25 protein-coding genes and 5 pseudogenes are annotated in these 22,400 nt (G+C 46.9%); 24 read left to right on the plus strand and 6 right to left on the minus strand.

The window, feature by feature from the left end:
* The first annotated feature begins 161 nt into the window (after positions 1-161).
* The 15 genes and pseudogenes from HMPREF9623_RS10255 to HMPREF9623_RS12290 all read left to right on the plus strand — a co-directional run.
* The gene (locus HMPREF9623_RS10255; RefSeq protein ID WP_009533793.1) at positions 162-560 is read left to right on the plus strand and encodes a type II toxin-antitoxin system PemK/MazF family toxin; all 399 of its coding nucleotides are present in this window, start codon (positions 162-164) and stop codon (positions 558-560) included.
* A gap of 55 nt (positions 561-615) precedes the next feature.
* Positions 616-834, plus strand: a complete 219-nt coding sequence (locus HMPREF9623_RS10260) for a helix-turn-helix domain-containing protein (RefSeq protein ID WP_009533794.1) — start codon at positions 616-618, stop codon at positions 832-834.
* Positions 835-945: 111 nt separating this feature from the next.
* Positions 946-1,818: a helix-turn-helix domain-containing protein gene (locus HMPREF9623_RS10265; RefSeq protein ID WP_009533795.1), complete on the plus strand. Its 873-nt coding sequence runs from the start codon at positions 946-948 to the stop codon at positions 1,816-1,818.
* Positions 1,818-3,224, plus strand: coding sequence for a site-specific integrase (locus HMPREF9623_RS12130; RefSeq protein ID WP_009533796.1), 1,407 nt, complete (start codon positions 1,818-1,820; stop codon positions 3,222-3,224). The genes HMPREF9623_RS10265 and HMPREF9623_RS12130 overlap by 1 nt, the downstream gene beginning before the upstream one ends.
* Positions 3,225-4,057: 833 nt before the next feature.
* Positions 4,058-4,531 (plus strand): annotated as a pseudogene (locus HMPREF9623_RS11705) (DUF5688 family protein); the annotation flags it as partial.
* A gap of 145 nt (positions 4,532-4,676) precedes the next feature.
* Complete coding sequence (locus tag HMPREF9623_RS12315; RefSeq protein WP_009533798.1) at positions 4,677-4,883, plus strand: TnpV protein; 207 nt, start codon at positions 4,677-4,679, stop codon at positions 4,881-4,883.
* Positions 4,884-5,149: 266 nt separating this feature from the next.
* Complete coding sequence (locus tag HMPREF9623_RS11370) at positions 5,150-5,605, plus strand: HIT family protein (RefSeq protein WP_009533799.1); 456 nt, start codon at positions 5,150-5,152, stop codon at positions 5,603-5,605.
* 70 nt (positions 5,606-5,675) lie between these two features.
* Entirely contained in the window at positions 5,676-5,981 is a 306-nt protein-coding gene (locus HMPREF9623_RS12285) for a transposase (RefSeq protein ID WP_083826816.1), read from the plus strand.
* Entirely contained in the window at positions 5,956-6,720 is a 765-nt protein-coding gene (locus tag HMPREF9623_RS10295) for a class I SAM-dependent methyltransferase (RefSeq protein ID WP_009533800.1), read from the plus strand. Before HMPREF9623_RS12285 ends, HMPREF9623_RS10295 begins: the two co-directional genes overlap by 26 nt.
* A gap of 174 nt (positions 6,721-6,894) precedes the next feature.
* A complete protein-coding gene (locus tag HMPREF9623_RS10300; RefSeq protein ID WP_040800464.1) occupies positions 6,895-7,080 on the plus strand; it encodes a transposon-encoded TnpW family protein in 186 nt (61 codons plus the stop codon).
* A 27-nt stretch (positions 7,081-7,107) separates the two neighbouring features.
* Positions 7,108-7,566: pseudogene (locus HMPREF9623_RS10305) on the plus strand (type IV secretory system conjugative DNA transfer family protein); the annotation flags it as partial.
* A gap of 143 nt (positions 7,567-7,709) precedes the next feature.
* Positions 7,710-8,642, plus strand: coding sequence for a DDE-type integrase/transposase/recombinase (locus HMPREF9623_RS10310; protein WP_009533802.1), 933 nt, complete (start codon positions 7,710-7,712; stop codon positions 8,640-8,642).
* Between the two features lie 137 nt (positions 8,643-8,779).
* A complete protein-coding gene (locus tag HMPREF9623_RS11575) occupies positions 8,780-8,941 on the plus strand; it encodes a hypothetical protein (RefSeq protein ID WP_154646171.1) in 162 nt (53 codons plus the stop codon).
* Positions 8,942-9,363: 422 nt separating this feature from the next.
* Positions 9,364-10,089, plus strand: coding sequence for an alpha/beta fold hydrolase (locus HMPREF9623_RS10315; protein ID WP_009533803.1), 726 nt, complete (start codon positions 9,364-9,366; stop codon positions 10,087-10,089).
* Between the two features lie 130 nt (positions 10,090-10,219).
* A pseudogene (locus HMPREF9623_RS12290) lies at positions 10,220-10,421 on the plus strand (VirD4-like conjugal transfer protein, CD1115 family); the annotation flags it as partial.
* Here the strand turns inward: HMPREF9623_RS12290 and HMPREF9623_RS11735 are convergent.
* A pseudogene (locus HMPREF9623_RS11735) lies at positions 10,393-11,130 on the minus strand (IS1634 family transposase); the annotation flags it as partial. The pseudogenes HMPREF9623_RS12290 and HMPREF9623_RS11735 sit on opposite strands and share 29 nt — an antisense overlap.
* Positions 11,131-11,240: 110 nt before the next feature.
* Here HMPREF9623_RS11735 and HMPREF9623_RS12205 point away from each other — a divergent pair.
* Positions 11,241-11,857 (plus strand): annotated as a pseudogene (locus HMPREF9623_RS12205) (IS3 family transposase); the annotation flags it as partial.
* A gap of 187 nt (positions 11,858-12,044) precedes the next feature.
* Here HMPREF9623_RS12205 and HMPREF9623_RS11590 read toward each other — a convergent pair.
* Both HMPREF9623_RS11590 and HMPREF9623_RS11035 read right to left on the minus strand, forming a co-directional pair.
* Positions 12,045-12,356, minus strand: coding sequence for a hypothetical protein (locus HMPREF9623_RS11590; RefSeq protein ID WP_154646174.1), 312 nt, complete (start codon positions 12,354-12,356; stop codon positions 12,045-12,047).
* Positions 12,353-12,757 (minus strand): MerR family transcriptional regulator, encoded by a 405-nt coding sequence (locus HMPREF9623_RS11035; RefSeq protein ID WP_050806366.1) that lies wholly within the window; start codon positions 12,755-12,757, stop codon positions 12,353-12,355. Before HMPREF9623_RS11035 ends, HMPREF9623_RS11590 begins: the two co-directional genes overlap by 4 nt.
* A 654-nt stretch (positions 12,758-13,411) precedes the next feature.
* Between HMPREF9623_RS11035 and HMPREF9623_RS12045 the strand changes: the two genes are divergently transcribed.
* The 5 genes from HMPREF9623_RS12045 (at position 13,412) to HMPREF9623_RS10355 (ending at position 16,964) form a co-directional block, all read left to right on the plus strand.
* Positions 13,412-13,540, plus strand: coding sequence for a hypothetical protein (locus HMPREF9623_RS12045; protein ID WP_306697594.1), 129 nt, complete (start codon positions 13,412-13,414; stop codon positions 13,538-13,540).
* Positions 13,541-13,992: 452 nt separating this feature from the next.
* A complete protein-coding gene (locus HMPREF9623_RS10340; RefSeq protein ID WP_009533807.1) occupies positions 13,993-14,757 on the plus strand; it encodes a class I SAM-dependent methyltransferase in 765 nt (254 codons plus the stop codon).
* A 342-nt stretch (positions 14,758-15,099) separates the two neighbouring features.
* On the plus strand, positions 15,100-15,906 hold the full coding sequence (locus tag HMPREF9623_RS10345) for a DNA/RNA non-specific endonuclease (protein WP_009533808.1): 807 nt from the start codon (positions 15,100-15,102) through the stop codon (positions 15,904-15,906).
* A gap of 18 nt (positions 15,907-15,924) precedes the next feature.
* Positions 15,925-16,611: an MBL fold metallo-hydrolase gene (locus HMPREF9623_RS10350; protein WP_009533809.1), complete on the plus strand. Its 687-nt coding sequence runs from the start codon at positions 15,925-15,927 to the stop codon at positions 16,609-16,611.
* Positions 16,608-16,964 (plus strand): VOC family protein, encoded by a 357-nt coding sequence (locus tag HMPREF9623_RS10355; RefSeq protein ID WP_009533810.1) that lies wholly within the window; start codon positions 16,608-16,610, stop codon positions 16,962-16,964. Before HMPREF9623_RS10350 ends, HMPREF9623_RS10355 begins: the two co-directional genes overlap by 4 nt.
* Before the next feature lie 242 nt (positions 16,965-17,206).
* Here HMPREF9623_RS10355 and HMPREF9623_RS10360 read toward each other — a convergent pair whose 3' ends face one another.
* The 3 genes from HMPREF9623_RS10360 to HMPREF9623_RS10370 form a co-directional block, all read right to left on the minus strand.
* A complete protein-coding gene (locus tag HMPREF9623_RS10360; RefSeq protein WP_009533811.1) occupies positions 17,207-17,794 on the minus strand; it encodes a DUF3841 domain-containing protein in 588 nt (195 codons plus the stop codon).
* 7 nt (positions 17,795-17,801) lie between these two features.
* A complete protein-coding gene (locus HMPREF9623_RS10365) occupies positions 17,802-18,299 on the minus strand; it encodes a hypothetical protein (RefSeq protein ID WP_009533812.1) in 498 nt (165 codons plus the stop codon).
* A gap of 186 nt (positions 18,300-18,485) precedes the next feature.
* Entirely contained in the window at positions 18,486-19,205 is a 720-nt protein-coding gene (locus HMPREF9623_RS10370) for a hypothetical protein (RefSeq protein ID WP_009533813.1), read from the minus strand.
* Positions 19,206-19,384: 179 nt separating this feature from the next.
* Here HMPREF9623_RS10370 and pepF point away from each other — a divergent pair, with 179 nt between their 5' ends.
* From pepF to HMPREF9623_RS10385, 3 genes are all read left to right on the plus strand, one after another.
* Positions 19,385-21,181, plus strand: a complete 1,797-nt coding sequence (gene pepF, locus HMPREF9623_RS10375) for an oligoendopeptidase F (protein WP_009533814.1) — start codon at positions 19,385-19,387, stop codon at positions 21,179-21,181.
* A gap of 97 nt (positions 21,182-21,278) precedes the next feature.
* Positions 21,279-21,944, plus strand: coding sequence for a 5'-deoxynucleotidase (gene yfbR / locus HMPREF9623_RS10380; protein ID WP_009533815.1), 666 nt, complete (start codon positions 21,279-21,281; stop codon positions 21,942-21,944).
* Positions 21,945-22,080: 136 nt separating this feature from the next.
* Entirely contained in the window at positions 22,081-22,389 is a 309-nt protein-coding gene (locus HMPREF9623_RS10385; RefSeq protein ID WP_009533816.1) for an ArsR/SmtB family transcription factor, read from the plus strand.
* Positions 22,390-22,400 lie beyond the last annotated feature (11 nt).

Genomic DNA, 22,400 nt, shown 5'->3' on the forward strand with positions numbered 1-22,400 from the left:
CCCGGCAGGACAGAGGGTCTGCCAGTTCCCAGGGGTGTCGAGGACAAATGTGGGGATAACATACGTAATAAGCAGGTCACAACAGATCTGTTTAGGATACGGCAGGCAGCGATGCCTGCCATTTGCATAGGAATATCTGCGAAGACAAGGAGGGATTACACATGCTTCGTGATAATTGGACTTACAGACGGGGAGATGTCTATCTGATTGATCTGCCGGAACCGGTAAATCACATCCAGGGCGGCCTTCGCCCGTGCATTAACATCCAGAATGAGATGGGGAACAGATACAGCCCGAATCTTCTGGTTTATCCGCTGACAACGCAGCTAAAGAAGCTCGGGCAGAAAACGCACTACGTCCTCTATAATGTGCCGTTCCTTGAGAAGCCGTCTATGATACTTGGCGAACAGCCGACGCCGGTTGATAAGTGCCGGGTGGTGAAATATCTCGGGAAGCTGATGCCGTGGCAGATGGACAAGGTCAATGAATTAATCCGTGTGGCGACCGGGTACACGAATCCGGAGGATCCGATTCCTGGTGAGTGCCTGGAATTTCCGTAATGAGGCAAATGCTGAGAAGCCAAACGAAAAATACAGAAAGTGAGGGGGTTGCATAATGGAAGCGATTGAAACCTTTGAGCGCCAGGAAACAGCAGCAGTTGCCGGTGCAGAAAAGCGCTGTTATACCGTTGAGGACTTACAAATCATCCTCGGAATTGCAAGAGGAACCGCGTACAAGCTACTTGAACGGCATGAGTTCCGCTGGTTCAAAATCGGATCCACGTATCGGATTTCGAAAAAGAGTTTTGATGAGTGGCTGGACAGTAAGCTGTAAAGTGTCAAGGATGCCCGTTCAATCGGTGACATCCTAACAATGGAAACGGGTATCCGCTACGATTTAGCCAGGTCATAAGACCTGGCTAAATCACGATAAGGAGGTTGTGGGATGAATAACAGAGATAAGACCACCATGTCCGTTTCGGAAATGCGGCAGATGCTTGGTCTGAAGAAAACGGACTCCTATTGGCTGGTACATAGACAGCTCTTTGAAACGGTTCTTGTCGCCGGAAAGATGCGGGTGGTACTTGATAGCTTTGAGCACTGGTATGCAAATCAGGTTAAATACAAGAAGGTCGCCGGTCCGCCGCCAGGTGCCGAATTGAAGGCCGATTCTTATTCGATACCGGAGATTGCGACGCTTTTGGGTATCAGTGATTCGACTGTCTATGAAATCATCAAGCGGGACAAGCTCGAAACGTTTGAGGTTGCTTCCTGGAGGCGCGTCCGTAAGGATATCTTTGATGCGTGGTATAAGGCCCAGACGAAGTACAGGACGCCGGAGGATCGGCAGCGAGATGCGGAGCGGGAAAATACTTCCATGACGCTGCCGCAGATGGCAAGGCTTTTGGGCATCAGCCGCGAGGAAGCCTACTCGCTGGTCAGAAGAAAGCGTAATCGGGGTGTTTTCGAGATTATCACGGTTGCGGACAAAAAACGTGTTACACTGGATAGCTTTGAACGCTGGTATCAGAGACAGGATTGTTATCAGAAGGTCACGGAGCAAACTTCGGGTCTTGATAAAGAACTCGAAGAGGTCGATGATTCCGAGCGCACGGTATTGTTGGATGCTGACAAGATGAGTTTTACGGTCAGAGAGGCCGCCCTCCTAATCGGCGCAACGCCCCGTGAGATATACAAGATGATTGAAGATGATATTCTCAAGGGCATTCGTGTCGGAAAGATGGTTCGGATTAGGCGTGCTGCCCTGGAATGGTGGCTGTCCTCTCAGGACAACGCTTGTGAGAAGGAGGAACGGTGATGGCATCGCTTGTTGAAAGGAAGAACAGGTATTATGTGGTATACACTTACGGAAACGAAGCCGGAGAAAAGAAACAGAAATGGGAAAGTTGCAAGACGAAGGCGGATGCGCAGAGAAGAAAGTCGGAGGTAGAATATCGCCAAGAACTTGGCAGCATCGTAATCTCGCAGTGCGAAACCATGGCAGACCTTTTGAAGGAATACATATCCATGTATGGCAAGAACAATTGGGCGCTTTCGACCTACACTTCTAATATCAATATGATTAACGCCTACATTCTCCCGCACCTGGGACAAATGAAGCTGGGAGATGTTACCGCAAGGTCACTGGAGAAGTACTACCAGACGATGCTGAAGACGCGGGCGGTTCCCAAATGCACGGATAATAGGCATAAGAAGACCTCTGCGCTGGTATCGGCGGAAACGGTCAGGCGCATACATAAGCTTCTTCACAGCTGCTTTGAACAGGCGGTCCGTTGGGATCTGATGATACGGAATCCGGCGGATTACGCCACGGTGCCGAAGTCAACGAAAAAGCAGCGTGAGATCTGGAATGCCGAAACTCTCATGAGAGCGGTTGAGCTTTGCGGGGATTCAAAGCTCAGGCTTGCCATCAATCTGGCATTTGCCTGCTCTCTTCGAATTGGTGAGCTGCTCGGCTTAACCTGGTCTTGCATCGATGTTTCGGATGAGAGCATCAAAAAGGGAGTCGCTTATGTCTATGTGAATAAGGAATTGCAGCGGGTGAACCGCAGTGCTATGCAGCAACTGGATGAAAAGGATGTTATTTTTGCGTTTCCGGTTATTTCTGAAAAGAACAGGACGCAGCTCGTTTTGAAGAAGCCGAAGACGCTGTCCAGTATCCGGAAGGTATTTCTCCCCCGTACGGTTGCAAAAATGCTGGTCATCAGGAAGGAGGAGCAGGAAGAACTGAAGGAGGCCCTGGGATCCGAATATTCAGACTATGATCTTGTTTTTGCCGGAGACTACGGAATGCCCACGGAAGCAAGCACTATAACAGAATCCTTCAAGAAGCTGATTAAGGAGCATGATCTTCCGCCGGTGGTATTCCACAGCCTGCGGCATTCCAGTATCACCTATAAGCTGAAACTGAACGGAGGTGATATTAAAGCAGTTCAGGGCGATTCCGGTCATGCGCAGGCTAAGATGGTCACGGACCAGTACTCGCATATCCTGGATGATGACCGGCAGCAGAATGCAAAGCTTTTTGAAAAGGCATTTTACCGGAAGGATATTGTTCGGGAGGATACGGGAGAACATTTACCGGAGGTCGAAACAAAAACAAGAGACGCTCTAACCGCTGGTGACAGACAGCTGCTTGAGAAGCTTATGAGTGATGAATCGACTGCAACGCTACTGATGAATCTATTGAAAAAGCTAAGTTGAAACGCATAAGAATACATAGCCCACAGGACCTTGTAAGAGAGGCTCTGTGGGCTTAAAATATCTAAAAATGGCGACAGTTGGTAAGGGCACAAGACGCCGGTTTTAGCGATTTCTAAAATCCGTCTAATGGAAACGATTAGACAGCGGTGAACATCTAAAGAAATCTGTGAACAGAGGACAACTCGGAACACGAAAAACCATTGGAAATACGCGGGTTTCATGAACACCTGTGAACACGGATGGATAATAAGAACCAAACGCCGGACTTGCTCCTAAGCGAAAGGTCGTGGGTTCGACTCCCGCCGGGAACAGCACAAAACGGGAGGAAGATTAAAAAAATCTTTCTCTCGTTTATTTTTATAATATGCAATTCAATTTGAATATTCTACTGAATTTCAACGCAAATAGTGCAAGAATTGCGGATATTTATGAATAACAACTGAATGTCAACGATAGAGATTTTGCTAATAAAGTCGATAGCCGGAAAGAGTTCCTTTTCCCCGCGATTAGATAATCTAAAAGTTGTCTAATGAGAATTCGTGGATATCTAACGAAAGGGTGAACATCGACGAAAAGAGCCCTATCGCTTCCCGGGCGAAAGGCTCCGGGTTCGACTCCCGTCAGGAACGGAACGCTTCTTAATTTCCGGGAAAGGATGCGGTGTTCCGAGAAAGTCAGCGGTATCTTCAGATTCATGTCCGTTCCCCAATTCACAGGTAAAATAAGAGGCTGAACCAAGAGGTCCAGCCTGGTCCCCGACACACATTACCTCGGGCAACTCTGTTGAGTAGATGGTAACAGAAAAGTGAATTGAATTCAAGAATGTGGATGAAATGCGCGAATGCTTCCCGAATCCGGAATTTACATTCCGGGTGATGAAGAAGCTGCAGGGAGCGTCCTATGAGGGAGTTATGGTTACACTTTCCGGCAGCAAGGTGAGCGCAAGCATGAGTCTGTATTCTTACTATGAGCGCACCAATACAGGTGTTTCCGAGCACCAGGTGATGGATATGATTGAGAGTGCGGTTCGGGAGGCTTCTAAGAACATGCCGCAGATTGACTGGAATGTCCTCGGCAACTATGAGCAGATGAAGGAAACGTTGATGCTGCAGATGATTCCGGTTAAGGGGAATGAAGAGAAACTTGCCGAGATTCCCCATGAGACGGTAGAGGACATGGCGGTAGTCTATCGCTTTGACTTAGGTAGCAATGAACGCGAAACCTCCAGCGCTCTGGTGACCGATGCGATGCGCAAGAGCTACGGCATCACCGGGGAACAGCTGGCAGCAGATGCAATCGACGCAGCCGTTAAAAATCATTCGGCAAGTCTTTGGAAAAGGCAGAAATCGAAGTCAAGAAAGCCACTATTCGTGCGGAAGACATTGCAAAGGGCGTTTTCGTTCCCGTCAGCAATTTACCGCAGGGAGAGCCGATGAAAGGAGTGCAAACAGCATGAATATCACTTACACACAGAACGGCGATTATCTTATCCCGAACATCGCTATCCGCACGACCAAGCTCATCAGACACTATGGCAGACTTTGCAAGGCATATCTGGAAATGTATCTCCCGATACTGTTCAATGAACAGGTGCTATCTGACAAGCTATTGAGGTATTGCGCGAGATTGACGAAGCGGAACGAAACCGTATGGAGCTGATCGTGAGGTTACTGGCAGAGCGAGACGGCGTGACCGAGTAACTGAAAGCCGAAAACCAAATGGAATGGGGATGGCAGATAAACGCTTGCAAGGTACAGGCAAAGGAAGTTGTGAAAGCGGAATTGATTTATAAGAGAAAGTCCGGGCAGGAGACTGTTCGGACCTTTCTCATATAGTCCAAAGTTACGGCAGAATTGTTCAAAAGTTTTATGGTATAATTTGAATACGAAAATTGAGCAACAAATCGGAATCTATGGAGAGATGTAATGCGTGGCTGCGAATGGTGTGCGTATAAGGAAACTGAGTGGTTGCTATATCAATCACTGCATTGGTCAGTCTATTTGGCAGATAGACAGGATTATGTCGGCAGATGTATTCTGGTGTTGAATCGGCATTGCGGCAGTCTTTCCGAATTGGATGTTCCTGAGTGGATGGAATTGAAAACGATTATAAATCGACTGGAATGGATCTATAAAGAGGTATTAGGTGCTGAATTATGCAATTGGAGTTGTCTGCTGAATAACTTTTACAAAGAATTGGTACCAAATCCACATCTGCATATCCATGTGCGGCCGCGGTATAAAAATGCCGTTGTAATCAACGATCACGCATACATAGATACAGAATTTACCCATCACTATGCTTTGAAAAAAGAGAGTATAGTGCTTGATGATGACAGAAAAGTATTGTATGCACTTATGAAGAAGCATTGTGTTTTCTGACTGTAGTGGTACAGTGAATTTGTAACACCTCTACCTGATAGATTGTATTGTCAGCAGAGAAGAAAAGCACATGACTCGAATATCAGACGAAACTAGGCGAAAAGTTGTTCGTGCGAACATTCAGGATGGATGCACGATTGCCGGCATTGCGGTTGAGTACGGCATATCCGGATCCACTGGTTCCAACTGGGTACGCTCGTATCGCGAAAAATGCCAAAACAATGATGAGGAGAAGTCTCAGGTGGAGATGATGGAAGAGAAATTGTCAGAATTTGTAAAGACGAAAAAAGTGTCATGGCAACACCTCCGACTAAAATCGAAACAGTATAAAATCACGAGAAGGCTAGAAGATGAAGGATTATATCAAATTAAATGAAGATAGATGGAATCATGTAAATAATGACTATACTGAGCCGTTGACACATGAGGAATTAGAAGAAGCTAAAAATAATCCGATTTCTGTTGCATTAACTGTCGGGAAAAAGGTTCCGATAGAATGGTTTGAAAAAGCCAACGGGAAAAAGATATTAGGGTTAGCTTGCGGCGGCGGACAGCAGGGACCGGTTTTTGCTGTAAAGGGGTATGATGTAACCATAATGGATTTTTCTGCATCACAATTGCAAAGAGATGGTATGGTTGCTGAAAGAGAAGGCTTAAAAATCAACACGGTTCAAGCCGATATGACAAAACCCTTTCCGTTTGCAGATGAGACTTTTGATATTATTTTTAATCCGGTTTCAAATGTGTATATGGAAGATTTAGAAAATATGTATCAGGAAGCCTCTCGCGTATTGAAAAAGGGTGGACTGTTAATGGTCGGATTTATGAATCCTTGGATATACATGTATGATGCTGACATTGTATGGGACAAATCCGATGAGGAATTACTTTTAAAGTTTTCAATACCTTTTAATTCAAAAGAGCCTGAAGAGGAAGGTAAGATAACCATAAATCCAGAATATGGATATGAATTTAGCCATACCTTAGAAACGCAGATCAGAGGACAACTTAAAAATGGTCTCGCTATGATAGATTTTTATGAATCGTGTGACAAAAGACATAGATTATCACGTTATGGAAATGACTATATAGCTACACTTTGTATTAAACTATAATGTTATAGAACATACTTCAGGAGAATAGCCCGTTTTGTTTTCCGTAAGGGTTAAAATCTAAATCCAAGTTTGTCGAAGTAAAACAATCAAATAAAATTATAGAGAGGAAGTAAAAGCAAATTGCCGATACTTCCTTTTTCGGTGTCAAAAATCCAAACATGGAAAGGCGAATTCATGGAAGAACTGAAAAATACAGATAAAAAAGGCATTAGCACAAAGAGAAAGATTGGAAAGATCACCTATGAAGTTGTTGTACATTTCAATGAAAATGCACCTGAAACAATGCAAGATAAACTTACAAGAATAATGCTGAGAGAGCTTAGGAGAAAATCGGACGAAAAAAAAGAGGATTTTGATTAAAAAGTCCTTGACAAGGAGCAACAGGAAAAATCCCTTAAGTCGATACTCGTGTCAGCCGGTGCCAGACTTGCGCCCTTCGATATTCAGGAAGTCCGTGAGATCACGATGTATGACGAGCTGGGCCTGGATACCCTCGGAGATGAGAAAACCGCTTTGTTCCTGATGATGTCAGATACGGACGGCAGCTTTAATTTCCTGATCAGCATGATCTATACCCTGCTCTTTAACCTGCTTTGTGAGAAGGCGGATAATGTGTACGGCGGCAGGCTTCCGGTCCATGTGATGTGCCTGATTGACGAGGCGGCGAACATTGGCCAGATTCCGAATCTGGAAAAGCTGGTCGCCACGATTCGCTCCCGCGAAATCAGCGCCTGCCTGGTGCTGCAGGCAAGGTCTCAGCTAAAGGCAATCTACAAAGACAACGCTGACACGATTATCGGCAACATGGACAGCCAGGTCTTCCTTGGCGGATCCAAGCCAACAACATGGCAGGCGGCGGTGTCGCGCTCATCGGTATCGATAAGGTATACCAAGTTGCGCAAATTGAGAATCACATAAAGAAGACATAGTTTGCAGTCCTCTGGTAGAATGAAGTTGCGAGACAACACTCAGAAAGGAGACTACAAACCATGTCTGATAAGATTGTACAGTTCAACGAGGACGTTATCAAGGATCAGCTGAAAGAACTCGTTCGTGGTAGTGTAGGATTACCATACATGTGTTACAGCAGTGAAAATAGAGAACGGAAGAACTCGCTTTGTGTTAAAGTGAAGTTCACCACAAACATCCACTCGACAAAGAGGTCTTCCGTTGTGGCTACTATAACACAGGATATGCGTTTTCGCCTATCTCTCATTCACTATGCTGCCCACCATGGCGTCACCAAAACAGCGATTAAGTATCATGTCAATCGCCAATACGTCTATCGGTGGAAAAATCGTTACGATGGTTCCTGGTATTCTCTGCGTAACCGTTCCAGGCGACCACATCACCATCCTCGACAACATACTCCGGAAGAAATCAAACTCATTTTTAACATGTGTCGCCGCAATCCCCATGCCGGCTTGGTTGTTTTCTGGGTAAAGCTTATGCAGCGAGGTTATTCTCGTTCTGTCAGCTCTTTGTATAGAATCCTAAAACGACGTGGTATCACGACAATTCATCCAAAGAATCCAAAGTACATCCCTAAACCTTATGAACAGATGCAGTTCCCGGGACAACGCATTCAGGTTGACGTGAAGTATGTTCCTTCCGTCTGCCTTAAAAATAGCGCTGTTGCCGAAGAACAGTTCTTTCGGTATACAGCTATTGATGAATACTCTCGCTGTCGCTATGTAGAAGCCTTTGACGAGCACAATCCCCATGCTTTGACACGTTTTCTGGAACATCTGATTAAGGTGTTTTCGCTACCTATACGATGTATTCAAACAGATAACGGTACCGAATTCACAAATCGTTTTACCATGCACATGAATAAGCCTACGTTGTTTGAAGATCGCTTAAAGCAATATGGAATTCAACATAAGCTAATCCGTCTTTTTACGCCGAGACACAGCGTCTGAAAAAGCTGATTCAGGAAGGCAGCTTCACCATGGATGCCGCAAGAGAAATCATGAGTGAAGAAAGAAAAGCCGGGATCAGGAGTGATAATGCAATACCCAGTGAACAGCGCCTTTAAGGAATCGGAGACGTCTTTCTTTTGCCGAAACCAGGCAACAAAGGAACATTTGAAAACAAACTCAAAAAACAAATAGAACCGACAGAACAGGAAATGGCACAGATAAGGGAAGGGATTGAAAAAGCAGAAAAATCACAGACTAACAAAGAACGAGTTACTCCTCAAAAGCCAAACCGCATATAAAAAATGAATGGGAAATCCTCTACAGCAAAGATATATTTTAGCCAAATCAGTAAGGATATATTTCAAGATAAACTGTTAAATGTAATGAAATTGAAATAGAGAGAACAGGGGAAAAATGATTTTTTTATCCATCTTTTTCTGTATGTTATGATGAATATTTGAGAGCAAGTGAGGAATCTGATCGTGGATCGTATAAAATACCCTAAACACTATAACACAAGCAATATTTAGAGAAAAATTAGAAGTTGGCGATGTGATTGACGGAAATAATCCGTGTTGGAAATTGTATAAAGAAAACAGAGAACTAACGCAGGTCAAAAAGTAAGAGTTATGGCTGTAAAATTAAGCAAAAATATGATATAATAATAGGAATATTGAGTGAAAAACAATTTATAATTTATTGAGGTTGAGGTGATGAAACGTTGAAAATCATTGAGCTTGGAAAAGAACACAATAGTACGATCGTAATGCTTCATGGGGCAAATTTTGTTCATAGCTTTGGCAGACAATACTCGCTTGCTGATCGTTTTCATATCATAATACCCCATATTATGGGCTTCGGTGAAGAGGCAGACAGAGTATTTGATGCCGAAATTTGCACAAACGAAATTGCCGATTCTATTTCCGAACTTGATCAGAAAGTTCTGCTAGTAGGCTTCTCATTAGGTGCACAACTTGCGTTCAAACTCATTTCTGAACACTCAGAGCTTTTCTATTCTGCTATCATTGTCAGCCCCTGGCTGAACAAAACAGCGGTCTCAATCAAGAAGGCATTGAAGATAAACGAAAAGCAATTACTTTCATTGAAAAAGAAATGGCTATGTAATTGTATTGGTTTCATGAACGGTCTTCCCAGAGAAGCAAGGCGAGAATTCATTGGATGGATGCAGAAGGTAAAAGCAGAAACTATCCACAATTCAGTTGATAATGGCATCACCTTTGAGAGCGAACCACAGTTTGTCAATGTGCCTTTTCCAATTATTGCTTTGGCGGGCGAAAAGGAACAGAAAGAGATTATCGACAGTGTTAAGAAAATGGCTGAGATGAATCCGTATTGTCGCTATGAGATATGGAAGAAAGCAGCTCACAATATCCCTCCGGTTTTTGCAAAGGCGTTTAACGCTTTGATTCTAAATATAGCACGATAAATTCCAGTTTATTGAATTGATGAATAGAACAATTTTAGAAGCAGTAAATTGCAAGGGGTGCTGTTTTTCTTACTTCTTTTCAGAAAAGAAAATTCCAATCAATTAAAAAAGTACTTGATAGAACGTTTTCTGGGGCGATCCAAAAGACATTGCATCATTCATGATCTGGTTTTTGAAAACAACGTAATGCTCACTAAAACAGAGCGGCTCATAATGGGCAACCGATCGAAGAATCCTGCCAATGCAATGCCAGAAATAAGAACGTGCTGATGGTAAGCGGCTCCGATAAGATAAAGTTTTGGATTAAGCCAACTCTCCTTCAGCTTCATAGCGGTCCTTCTCTGCTCCAATTTCACGGATGGAATCCTTCGCAAACTTCAACGCCGCAGAGGTGCTGCACAGGAACTTTCGATGCTCTTTGTACAGGGCGTTGATGTTATCCACGCTGTAGTATCCACGATCCATGACCAGCTTGATCTTCTCATAGCCAAGGACATCCAGTTCGCGGAGCAGTTCACGAATCGTTTTGACGTCTGGAATGTTCCCGGCAAGCTTACGGTAGTAGAACGGCAGGCCAGAGTTTTCTCCGAAGATCAGGGCCAGATTGATCTGCGGAAGCTTTTCCCCATCCTTGTTCTTGCCATACTTGACCTGCCATAGGTTCTCAGAATAACTGGATATAGAAGTGCTGTCATAAGCCCAGTATTCCTTTTCAACCCGTCGCTTTCCCTGCAGGCGGAAGAACTGCATCTTTGCGTCTTCCGTAATGGACTGGAAAAGTTCCGAACTCCTTTGAGAGGGAATGTCATTCCCGTAAGGGGGTTTATGGAGCATGGCCCACTTCTTAAAACGGAAGAGCGGATTTCGGTCCTCCAAGATCAGGTAATAGGTGATTAACTGGATCTGTTTATAGGTATGTGGGAAACAGATCTTTAAATCTGCTGTTACGCCGGTAACGATGCCGATCTGATCGAATAGATAAGTGGCACCAAAGAAGAGTCGTTCCGTCTATGCAAAAGGTACCAGTCCTCTTTTTGCAGGAGGATTAAGGTTCTTTATGCTGCGGCTTTGCAGAACTTATCATAATGATATCCTAGCGTGGAATCACGGGAATGTAGGGTATAAAGGGAGAAGTCAGTTTCTGCTGCAGGATGCTGCGCGTAACTTGACAGGGGCTCAATCAATATCTAATGAATAAGACTCAGATCTGAAAGTATCAGCACCTGGCAGATGCCATGAGAGAGATCAATGCATAAGATGAATGCAATGATACATATGGACGCATACGGATGTATCAGGCGTTGCAGCTTAAGAAGCCTGAAGGCGTCGATATCCCAAGCGGGCGTACAGTTTACCGCATTATGCAGGAGATAGGGCTAACCCACATTGTCCGCGTCGTAAGCCAAACGGCATTCCCAAAGCAGATCCGGCAGCATGTAAGTCAGACGATCTTCTGAAACGTAACTTTAAGTCTGATAAGCTGTTGACCAAGTATGTCACTGACGTGACAGAGATTAAAGCTCATAATGGCAAACTCTACCTTTCGGCCATTTTTGATTGCTTTGATTCTGGTGTTCTTAGTCTGGCAATGGATACCAACATGAAGGCGAAACTGAGAGGAGCAATCGTTTATTCAGACCGTGGCATACAGTACACGAGCCATTTGTACCGCTCCACAAGAGACAAATATGATATCACCCAGAGCATGAATAGCTATGGTGGCCGATATCATGCCAATGCTCGCTGCGAAAGCATGTGGGCAAGAAAATTAAAGAATAGCACCATGCAAAAATAACAACAATAATGTTTAGGGTTCTGCTATAATCAGAAACGATACCCTTTCATATCACTATATTTCATCATATCGATTGTGGCATATAAAATTATAAGGAAGAATCAAATAAAAATCCATAAAAGCCTTTTTGATTGATATTCCTTTGTTTATAAGCTCTCCTTTAGGGTTTTATTCGAAGGAACATCAACACCAACGTCAGGGAAACAGCGGCTCTTACTATATGATGAGATAAGTGGAAACCATTTATCTGACCAGCAATAATCGCCGCAATATGCATACAAACCAATCCCGTTATCAAAAGTACAAGTGTATGAGAAGTTTTTAAGGATACCACGGAAATAAAAATTGCGCAGCCCATAAAAAAGAATAAATGAGCGGGATTGAATGGATTAACACGCAAATCTGATATTACTGCCAACATAGTTAGAAGTGCATATATACTCAGCAATGCTTTAAAAAGTATTTTATTCATTTTGTATATCCTTCCATTTTTCCGCTTTTAAGTGCATTGACTAACTTGGAGTGCATTTTTTCCAGAATTTTAACGCTTTCCTGCATTCGGATTATTTTTTTACGAGTTAAGTTAAGCTTAGTAAAGACCAGATCCTTTACATCCGTTAAAACTTGTTCATCTTTTAAGTTTAAGCACATGGGGCTTTGGATGGCATCATCAAGTGTAAACAAAAAAACAATTTCTTTGAGCAGAAAACCCGCCTCTTTCAGTTGTAAAATCATGTGAATTTGTTCTAAATTTTTCTCTGAAAAAGAACGCACACCATTTTTCCTTTCGATTTGCAATAGACCTATTTTTTCATAGTAGCGTAATGTATCAGCTGCGGTTCCAGTTAATTCAACGACGTCTTTAATTTTCAAATAAAGCACCCCCTCGAGAACAATGAATAAATGTCCGAAGCGTTTAATGCTAGTATAAACCTTGGAGTTAACTCTAAGTCAAGGGGAATTTTAAATCCTCTTTGTAGGAGTACCATACATGTGTTACAGCAGTGAAAATAGAGAAAGGAAGAACTCGCTTTGTGTTAAAGTGAAGTTCACCACAAACGTCCACTCACCAAAGGAGGTCTTCCGTTGTGGCCACTATAACACAGGATATGCGTTTTCACCTATCCCTCATTCACTATGCGGCCCATCATGATGTCACCAAAACAGCGAGCATCTGATCAAGGCATTTCCGCTGCCTATACGATGCATTCAGACAGATAACCGTATCGAATTCACAAATCGTTTTACCACGTACCTGAATAAGCCTACATTGTTTGAAGTATAGTGGTACAGTGAAGTTGTAGCACATCTGCCTAATAGCTTATAGTATTAGCAGAGGAGAAAAACACATGACTCGAATATCAGATGAAATCAGATGATAAATTGTTCGTGCGCACATTCAGTATGGACGCACGATTGCCGGCTTTGCGGTTGAGTACGGCATATCCGGAGCCACTGTTTCCAAACTGGGTACGCTCGTATCGCGAAGACTGCCAAAACAATGATGAGGAGAAGTCTCAGCTGGAGATGATGGAAGAACTTCGTCATCTCCGGCGTGAAAAAGCCAGATTAGAAAAGGAGAACAGCTTCTTAAAAAGCAGCGGTAATCTTCGCGAAGGAAATCGATTAGTGGCATATCGTTTCCTTGATACGTAAAAGCAGGAGTTCGGATTGAGATGATTTTTTAAAAGGCTATACATTCATCCGAACGCTTATTATAACTATCTAAGAGATGCGAAAGCGGAGTATCTCACCTAAAAATCTCATTGTTTTCAACGGATTCAAGCTCTTTATCATGATTTTCATGGTGTCATGGAGACCGTAAAATGAAGGTGATTATGCAAATAAAAGCAATATTATTGAATAAAATAACAGTGCAAAAAGTACATGGATCGTGAACAACTAATACACTAATTTTTTCGCCAAAAGAGCTACGCAAACCATCGTTAATTAATATTTAGTTTGAGTAAATGGGGAAATGTGGAAAAAGTGATATAAGATATAATGAGATGGAAGAGAACTTGTCAGGATTTGTAAAGACAAAAAAATGCCATGACAACACATCCGACTCAAATCGAAACAGTATAAAATCACGAGGAGGCTATAAGATGAAGGATTATATCAAATTAAATGAAGACAGATGGAATCATGTAAAAAATGACTATACCGAGCCGTTGACACATGAAGAATTAGAGAATGTTAGAAAGAATCCGATTTCTGTTGCATTAACTGTCGGGAAAAAAGTTCCGATAGAATGGTTTGAAAAAGCCAACGGAAAAAAGGTATTGGGTTTAGCCTGTGGCGGCGGACAGCAGGGACCGATTTTTGCTGTAAAGGGGTATGATGTAACCATCATGGATTTTTCTGCATCACAATTACAAAGAGATGATATGGTTGCTGAAAGAGAAGGCTTAAAAATCAACACGGTTCAAGCCGACATGACAAAACCGTTCCCGTTTGAAGATGAGAATTTTGATATTATTTTTAATCCGGTTTCAAATGTGTATATAGAAGATTTGGAAAACATGTATCAAGAAGCCTCTCGCGTATTGAAAAAGGGTGGACTGTTAATGGTCGGATTTATGAATCCTTGGGTATACATGTATGATGCTGACATTGTATGGGACAAACCCGATGAGGAATTACGTTTAAAGTTTTCAATCCCGTTTAATTCAAAAGAGCTTGAAGAGGAAGGTAAGATAAGCATAAATCCGGAATATGGATATGAATTTAGCCACACATTAGAAACACAGATCAGAGGACAACTTAAAAACGGTCTCGCGATGATAGATTTTTATGAATCGTGTGACAAGAGAAATAGATTATCTCGTTATGGGAATGACTATATAGCTACACTTTGTATTAAACTGTAATGTTATAGAACACACTTCGGTAGAATGGCCCGTGAAAAAATAGTTCTGTGATTTCCTGGGCGAAAGGCTGTGAGTTCGATTCCTGTTAGGAACAGAGCGACAAGACGGATATTTTGTCAGTGCAGGAAGATGGATTGAGTGGCAGATAAGTAAAATAAAAGGCCGAACCGGGAGGTTCAGCCTGGTCCCCGACGCACATTACCTCGGGCAACTCTGTTGGGTAGATAGTAGCAGAAAAATAGATTGAATGCAAGAATCTATCCCGGCAAATCCCCCTCCCTCCGCAACCTGCCCATATCGCGAATATGGTATACTGGTTTTCGGTATGGACAGGAGGAGGAGATGGCGAGAAGAAAGCACAAATTGAGGAAGAGAACGCTTCGAAGTGCCGCGACGCTGCTGGTACTGCTGTTGACGGCGGCTGCACTTCGAGTCGGCACGGACACAGCTGGGATTGCGGTACAACAGGAGAGCGTGGGAGCCGTTCCGGAGAGCAGTGAGGCGATCGGTGTCATTGTGCCGCCGCCCGGAGAGTCGGAATTTCCGGTGCTCTCGGCAGCGGGCAGCTATACGGGACAGGCGGCTGTCGACATCAACCACGGAATCCCGGACTTTACGGCGGAGGAGCGGGAACTCGGCAGGGCGCGGGCCAAGGAGGGCTATGAGTCCTATGCGGCGCTCGACGCCCTCGGGCGTTGCGGCAGTGCGTTTGCAGTTCTGACCAAAGAGACGATGCCGACAGAACCGCGGGGTAGCATCGGCATGGTGCGCCCGAGCGGTTGGCACACGGTGCGCTACGATGATTTGATTGACGGAAAATTCCTCTATAATCGCTGTCATCTGATTGCCTATATGCTTTCCGGAGAAAATGCGAATCCGAATAACCTGATTACGGGCACACGCTATTTGAATGTGGAGGGCATGTTGCCCTATGAGAAGCAGGTCGGGGACTTTATCCAAAACGGCGGCGGCGCTGTCCTCTACCAGGCAACACCGGTCTTTTCCGGAGATGAGCTGGTGGCGCGCGGCGTGGAACTGGAGGCTGAGTCCCTGGAAAAGGGCGGGATTCGCTTCCATGTGTTTCTCTACAATGTACAGCCGGGCATTGTGATTGACTATGCGACCGGAGAAAGTAGGCGGGAAGATTGAAGGACAGAGGAGGTTCTTATGAAAGTGACATATCTTGACCACAGCGGTTTTTTGCTGGAAGGGAAAGACCGCTACTTTATTTTTGACTATTACAAGGGTGAACTGCCGCCGCTCGACCGGAAAAAGAAAGTGCTTGTCTTTTGCAGTCATTCCCACAGGGATCACTACAACCCGAAAATCTTTGACCTACTCGATGAGCGGGACCTGCGCTACCGGGCGGTGCTGGCGAATGATATCAATGATGAGAAGCGCTTATCAAAGATAGAGCGAAGCTTCGTTGCGCCGGGTCAAAGCTATCAACTTGAGAGCGGGATTCGGGTTGAGACGCTGCTTTCCAATGACAGCGGCGTCGCGTTTCTCGTGAGCACCGGAGAGGGAAGCATTTACCACGCCGGTGACTTAAACGACTGGTATTGGGAGGGGGAGCCGGAGGAAGAGAACCGGGAGCTCCGCGAAATTTATCACCGGGAGATCGGAAAAATCAAGGGCAGGCATTTTGATTGCGCCTTTGTGCCGCTTGACCCGAGACTGGAAGCGCACTACGCGGACGGCTTGCTGTATTTCCTGGAAAATGTGGACTGTGATGCCGTTTTTCCGATACACTACTGGGGAGAGCCTGGAGTAATTCAGCGCTTTCTCACGGAATACCCGCAGTATAGCGCCCGCATCAGAAACACGGAGACAGCGAAAGGAGAAGAGATATGAAGTTTAAGATGATACACGAGAATTTGAATGTTGCGGATTTGGAGCGCTCCATCCGCTTCTATAACGAAGCCCTCGACTTACACGAGGTGAGACGGAAGACGAGCGATGACTTTATCATCGTGTATTTAAAAAGCGAGGTCGGGGAATTTGAGGTGGAACTCACCTGGCTTAAGGACCATCCGCAGCCGTATGATCTTGGCGAGTGCGAATTTCACCTCGCATTTCGGGCGGACGATTTTGATGCGGCACACAAAAAGCACAAGGAGATGGGCTGCATCTGCTTCGAAAACGAGGCGATGGGCATCTACTTTATCGAGGACCCGGACGGCTACTGGCTTGAGATTTTGCCGTAATGAGAGTTTGTTGTAACGTGAAAAGGACAAAAAAGCGAAATCACGCGTTTCTGTCCTTTTTGTTTTTCGAATTTGCAACTGTCAAATAGGGGCAAAGGCCGGACTCTCGGAGCAGCACTGCGGGTCACAGCTATGGTGGGGCGCCTGCGCAGGCTGAGAGAAACCGATGAAAAGCGAAGCTACGGGGCAGTTGCCGAAAACCGAGGAGAGGAAAGAAGGACTTCCGGCAGCACAGCCGAGTCCTACTGCGGGGAATCGGATTTGGCTGCGGCGCGAAAGAAGCGAACGTCCCGAACCTGTTCAAGCCGGAGTTCCCAGAAGGTTGCCTGAATTTCGTACCCTCTTCGAGCCCAGCCGTTGTTTAGGGGGCTTAGACTAAAAACGCGCTCCCAGTTTTTCTCTTTCATGCGGCGCTTCTCGGAAGGTGAGAGCGCCTCGTATTGTGCTTCTAGACAACGGTCTTCTTGCTCGGTATCGGAAATCAGGAAGTCGCTTAAGATGATGCACCAGGCGTCAAAATCGGATAAGAGAACATCCCGGTCGGGAATTTCGATTTCGATGCAGGCAAAACGTTCTCCGTCGCAGCCGAACTCCCAGCGCTCTCTGTGGAGATCCGGTTTACGGTGTTTGTCGCTCTGTTGATAGAGGGCCCAGACCGGGTAAGTGACCTTGTCCGGCGGCGGGCCGATGCGCTGTTTCATTTGTCGCACCAGCCAGTCGTACTGCTTACGACAGTCTCTCATCGATGAGAGATTCAAATCGCAGCGATAGACGCCGGTTTTCAGAAGCTCGTTGTAGACGGCTTCTTCCTGAGAAGTCCAAAGAATCATTCCGGGCTCAGCTCTCCACGCGGTTCATATAGTAGTCCCAGCCGAAGACGGCCTTTTCGCAGCGGACGCCGATCCGGTAGGAGGGGGTTACGAGCGTGTCAAATTCCTCGGCCTGCGGGAATTCGATGCCGAGCTCCAGGAGAACACTCCCGTCTTCTCTTGTTTCGCTGAGAATCTGGAAGAGGTACACATCGCGGAAGGTGGGGAGCAGCGCCTCGACTTCGGCCGGGGAGAGCACGGTGTCCGGGACGGATTCGAGGAGCTTTCCGTTGGCATCGCGGTAGAGGTAGCCTTCTTTGACACTGTCTGTCAGCTGTCCGCCGATGAGGCGCAACTGTACGGGACCCGCGTAGCTCTTGGTGAAGTTTGTATTCTGTGAATTTTCCGGGAGGACGATGAGTGCCTCGAGTGTGAGCTGTATGCCGGCGGGGTTCCATTCGATTCCGGTGAGCACGCAGTCGGAAAAAGAGAAGTGGGAGAATTCGTTGACGGCTTGAAATTTCATGCTTGTCCTTTCGTAGTGGCGCAGTGCGCTCGGTCGGGTCCGCAAAGCGGAACTTTATCCAGTATAGTGTGCATGCGCGGCGGCTGCAATCATGACATGGATTGCCGGGGCGAGAAGGGTAAAAGAAACCCGGCACAGCCTGTTCGGGCTGTGCCGGGTTGAAAAGAGAATTGCGGTGATGTCGGCTTAGAGCGCGGAATTGTCGGAAGTACTGTCACTTACGGGCGGTTCTTCGGTACCGTTTTCAGCGGCGGGAACTGCCGGCTCTTCGGGAGCGGGGGTCGTACTTTCCGGCAGTGCCGCCGTACCTGTCGCAGCGCTTTCTGCCTGTGCTGCTTCGGCGGCCTTCACTTCTTTGGCTTCCTTCAGCTTCTCACTTTGTTTATTGATTTCTTCGGACGCGGACTTCACAACCGTTGTGGTCGCCTGGGCGACGGTCTTGGAGAGATTTTTGCTCGCATCCATGACCTCGGTCAGCGTGTCCTTCGAGAGCTTGCCGCCGGAGAGTGCCATTGCGCCGAAAACGGCAGTCGCAATACCGGCGAGGAGGTCGAACAAGAAGCCGATGCCGATGTGAACGCTGACACCGTAGCTTTTCAGTGCGGCACCCTGCGAACCGAACACGCGGCTCAGGTTGAGGAGGTTGATTAACATAATCAGGGTCTGCAGTGCGCCGATGACGGAAACGCCGGTCGCAAAGTTTCTCGGCAGCGCTGTTTTATTGTCCTGCAGGCAGGCGAGGACAATCGCGATAACGCCGAGTACCGCGATGAAGGTGCCATCGCCCTGGGTACCGCGAATACTCATGGCGCCGAAGAAACCGGCAGAGACACTCGCCCAGGGGAGAAATGCTCCGAGAATTGCAACAGCCGAGGAAATGATGATAAGCAAGCGATTTCGATTCATGACATATCTCCTTTCTATGCCATATAACTATATCATACTTTCATAAAATGCGACATATTGAACATGATAGATTTCTCTAAGCTTGTGATTGTGTAAAACTTACAAAACAGATTCACAAAGCGCTTTCTTTTTGGTACGATGATACAGAAGTCAACAATTGCTCTCGAAAGGAGAACCCAATGGAACAGAAGCTGCCCAAGAGAAGTGAAGTTGCAGTGGAGCAGACCTGGAAGCTGGAGGATGTCTACCCGGATGTACAGGCCTTTGAAGAAGATCTGAAGCGCGGCCTCGTCCTTGCGGACGAAATTGCGGGCTACGAGGGAAAACTCGGCGACGGCGCCGAGGTACTCTTAAAGGTCTATGAGCTCTACCAGGAGTGCAAGAAGACAGACTACCGCTTCTTCGGCTATGCGATGATGCGAAGCGATGTGGACACCGGAAATGCGGATAACCTCGCGCTCTTACAGAAAGCACAGAGTGCAGATGTAAAGATCCTCGAGAAGACAGCTTTCATTGAGCCGGAAGTATTGGCACTCGGCGAGGAGAAGATGAACGCCTACTATGAGAGCTGCCCGGCGCTTCGCGCATTTCAGATTACGATTGACGATGCGATTCGCCTTGCGCCGCACACGCTGAATAAGAGCGAGGAGAAGCTGCTCGCGGCGGCAAACATCATGGCACTTGCCCCCTATCAGAGCTTCTCGATGCTGCAGAATGCGGACATGAAGTTCCCGACGGTAAAGGACGGCGACGAGGAAGTGCAGATTACGAACGGCAGATTTACGCTGCTCGAGGCATCTCCGAACCGTGAGCTCCGCAAGGAAGTGTTTGAGCAGTACTACGGAACCTATAAGAGCTTCCGCAATACCATTGCTTCTCTCTACGATGCGCAGATGAAGCAGCTTTTCTTCTTTGCGAAGGCGAGAGGGTATAAGAGCTCCTTTGAGGCGGCGGTCGGCAGAGACAATGTGTCCCCGCAGGTCTGTGAGCGGCTGCTCTCGAGCGTTCACAAGAACATTGCGCCGTTCCACCGCTATATGGCACTCAGAAAGAAGATGCTCGGCGTGGACGAGCTTCACATGTACGATGTTTACGCGAACATGTTAAAGGATTACGAGCGCAGCGTGACTTACGAGGAGGCAAAGGAGATGCTGCTCGAGGGTCTTGCACCGCTCGGCGATCACTACCTTGATTTGCTTCGCGAGGCGTTTGAGAATCGCTGGATCGATGCGGTCGAGAACGAGGGCAAGCGCGTCGGCGCGTACTGCAACTCGGTCTATGCGACGCATCCCTTTGTCCTGATGAACTTTAACAATACCTTCGAGGATGCCTTTGTGCTTGCGCATGAGCTGGGTCATGCGATGCACTTCTGGCACTCCGACCACAGTCACGACTTCTTCAATGCACAGTATAAGATGTTTGTCGCCGAGGTCGCTTCGATTACCAACGAAGTTCTGTTGAACCACTACCTGATCGGTAAGGCAGCGTCCCGCGAGGAGAAGGCGTATCTCATCAACCACCTGCTTGACAGCTTCAAGGGCACGCTGTTCCGCCAGGCGATGCTCGAGGAGTTTGAAATCGAGAGCAACCGGATGTCGGAGCAGGGCGTTCCGATTACGGCGGACAGCCTCTCCGAGCTCTATCTCCGCTTGAACAAGGAGTACTACGGTCCGGCTATGATATCCGATCCGCTGATCGGCGAGGAGTGGAGCCGTGTGCCGCACATGTACATGAACTTCTACTGCTATCAGTACGCGACGAGCTTTGCGGCTTCGGTTGCGGTCGCGAAGCGCATCCTGACCGAGGGAGAGCCCGCACTCAAGGATTACATCCGTTTCCTGTCCGCGGGTTGCACGGACGATCCGGTCAGCATCCTGAAGATTGCAGGCGTGGACCTTTCGACCGAGAAGCCGGTTGAGGACGCAATGAAGTATTTTGATGAACTGCTGACACAGCTCGAGGAGTTGGCAGAGTAAATCGCGAGAGGCGCCCGCAGGGGCGCCTCTTTTTGTGCCGTGCTTCAGGCTGCTTAGGAGAGCAACGGGGGCAAAGAGCAGAAGAGGGAGGAAAACAATGGCAGTTACATTTTTTGCGGCGCTTGCGCGCATGAAGTACATAGACCGCTGGGCCCTGATGCGGGCGAGCCGGCGCGAGAACCTGAGCGAGCACGCGGCCGAGGTCGCGATTCTCGCCCATGCGCTCTGTGAGATCGGAAATTTGCGCCACGGCAGACAGCTGAATGCCGAGCGCGCGGCTGTGATCGGGTTATTCCACGACGCGAGCGAGATTATTACCGGCGATATGCCGACGCCGGTCAAGTACGGCAGCGCAGCGCTCCGCGAAGCATATCACGCGGCGGAGGAGAGGGCGACGGAGAGTTTACTTGCGCGTCTGCCGAAGGATCTCGCAGCAGTCTATGCGCCCTTGCTCGGGATTGTCACGGCGGCGGAAGAGGGCGGCGCGGAAGAACTCTATCTTTGGCGGCTCGTCAAGGCAGCGGATAAGCTCTCGGCGTATATCAAGTGCCTTGAGGAAGAGAGCGCGGGAAATACGGAATTTCGGACGGCAAAGAAGACCATAGAGGCAGAGCTTGAAAAGCTCGCCGGGGAATTGCCGGAGCTTCGGGATTTTATGGAGAATTGTCTGCCGCCCTACGGCAATACGCTGGATGAGCTCTCCGTACAGGGTGACTGGGATGAAAAAAAGCATACGGAGACAGCGCCGGATGCGGAGGCCTGACGCGAACAAAAATTAGTGTCTCTAAAGTTAAAAAAATTTTGACTTTTCCGGAAAAGGTGGTATTCTGGAATCAACAAATGAACAAATGCTCATATGTTCAAATGTGATAGATACTTGCAAATTCAGAGGAGGAGATATGCCGGAGAAAATCAGACAGCAGGTGCCGAGCGAAGATCAGCTCTACGATCTCGCCGAGCTCTTTAAGGTTTTCGGAGACTCGACGCGAATCCGGATTTTATACCGTCTGTTTTCGGGAGAGTACGGCGTGAATGAGCTTGCGGAGAGCCTGAACCTCACGCAGTCGGCCGTTTCTCACCAGCTGAAACTGTTAAAACAGGCAAGGCTGGTGCGGGCGCGCCGCGAGGGTAAGTCGATGATATATGCGCTCGCCGATGACCATGTGAGCACGATGATCGGGCAGGGATTGGAACACATTGCAGAATAAGGAGACGAAAG

Source organism: Stomatobaculum longum, from assembly GCA_000242235.1.
Taxonomy (GTDB): domain Bacteria; phylum Bacillota; class Clostridia; order Lachnospirales; family Lachnospiraceae; genus Moryella; species Moryella longum.

Coding starts and splice junctions, on each gene's coding strand:
- HMPREF9623_RS11590 (WP_154646174.1), bottom strand. CDS start 12,356: ATGAATAAAATACTTTTTAAAGCATTGCTGAGTATATATGCACTTCTA.
- HMPREF9623_RS10365 (WP_009533812.1), bottom strand. CDS start 18,299: ATGAAATTTCAAGCCGTCAACGAATTCTCCCACTTCTCTTTTTCCGAC.
- HMPREF9623_RS10255 (WP_009533793.1), top strand. CDS start 162: ATGCTTCGTGATAATTGGACTTACAGACGGGGAGATGTCTATCTGATT.
- HMPREF9623_RS10300 (WP_040800464.1), top strand. CDS start 6,895: ATGGAAGAACTGAAAAATACAGATAAAAAAGGCATTAGCACAAAGAGA.
- HMPREF9623_RS10350 (WP_009533809.1), top strand. CDS start 15,925: ATGAAAGTGACATATCTTGACCACAGCGGTTTTTTGCTGGAAGGGAAA.
- HMPREF9623_RS10260 (WP_009533794.1), top strand. CDS start 616: ATGGAAGCGATTGAAACCTTTGAGCGCCAGGAAACAGCAGCAGTTGCC.
- HMPREF9623_RS10265 (WP_009533795.1), top strand. CDS start 946: ATGAATAACAGAGATAAGACCACCATGTCCGTTTCGGAAATGCGGCAG.
- HMPREF9623_RS10345 (WP_009533808.1), top strand. CDS start 15,100: ATGGCGAGAAGAAAGCACAAATTGAGGAAGAGAACGCTTCGAAGTGCC.
- HMPREF9623_RS12045 (WP_306697594.1), top strand. CDS start 13,412: ATGATGGAAGAACTTCGTCATCTCCGGCGTGAAAAAGCCAGATTAGAA.
- pepF (WP_009533814.1), top strand. CDS start 19,385: ATGGAACAGAAGCTGCCCAAGAGAAGTGAAGTTGCAGTGGAGCAGACC.
- HMPREF9623_RS10295 (WP_009533800.1), top strand. CDS start 5,956: ATGAAGGATTATATCAAATTAAATGAAGATAGATGGAATCATGTAAAT.
- HMPREF9623_RS12285 (WP_083826816.1), top strand. CDS start 5,676: ATGACTCGAATATCAGACGAAACTAGGCGAAAAGTTGTTCGTGCGAAC.
- HMPREF9623_RS10360 (WP_009533811.1), bottom strand. CDS start 17,794: ATGATTCTTTGGACTTCTCAGGAAGAAGCCGTCTACAACGAGCTTCTG.
- HMPREF9623_RS12130 (WP_009533796.1), top strand. CDS start 1,818: ATGGCATCGCTTGTTGAAAGGAAGAACAGGTATTATGTGGTATACACT.
- HMPREF9623_RS10355 (WP_009533810.1), top strand. CDS start 16,608: ATGAAGTTTAAGATGATACACGAGAATTTGAATGTTGCGGATTTGGAG.
- HMPREF9623_RS10385 (WP_009533816.1), top strand. CDS start 22,081: ATGCCGGAGAAAATCAGACAGCAGGTGCCGAGCGAAGATCAGCTCTAC.
- HMPREF9623_RS11370 (WP_009533799.1), top strand. CDS start 5,150: ATGCGTGGCTGCGAATGGTGTGCGTATAAGGAAACTGAGTGGTTGCTA.
- HMPREF9623_RS10310 (WP_009533802.1), top strand. CDS start 7,710: ATGTCTGATAAGATTGTACAGTTCAACGAGGACGTTATCAAGGATCAG.
- HMPREF9623_RS12315 (WP_009533798.1), top strand. CDS start 4,677: ATGAATATCACTTACACACAGAACGGCGATTATCTTATCCCGAACATC.
- yfbR (WP_009533815.1), top strand. CDS start 21,279: ATGGCAGTTACATTTTTTGCGGCGCTTGCGCGCATGAAGTACATAGAC.
- HMPREF9623_RS10340 (WP_009533807.1), top strand. CDS start 13,993: ATGAAGGATTATATCAAATTAAATGAAGACAGATGGAATCATGTAAAA.
- HMPREF9623_RS10370 (WP_009533813.1), bottom strand. CDS start 19,205: ATGAATCGAAATCGCTTGCTTATCATCATTTCCTCGGCTGTTGCAATT.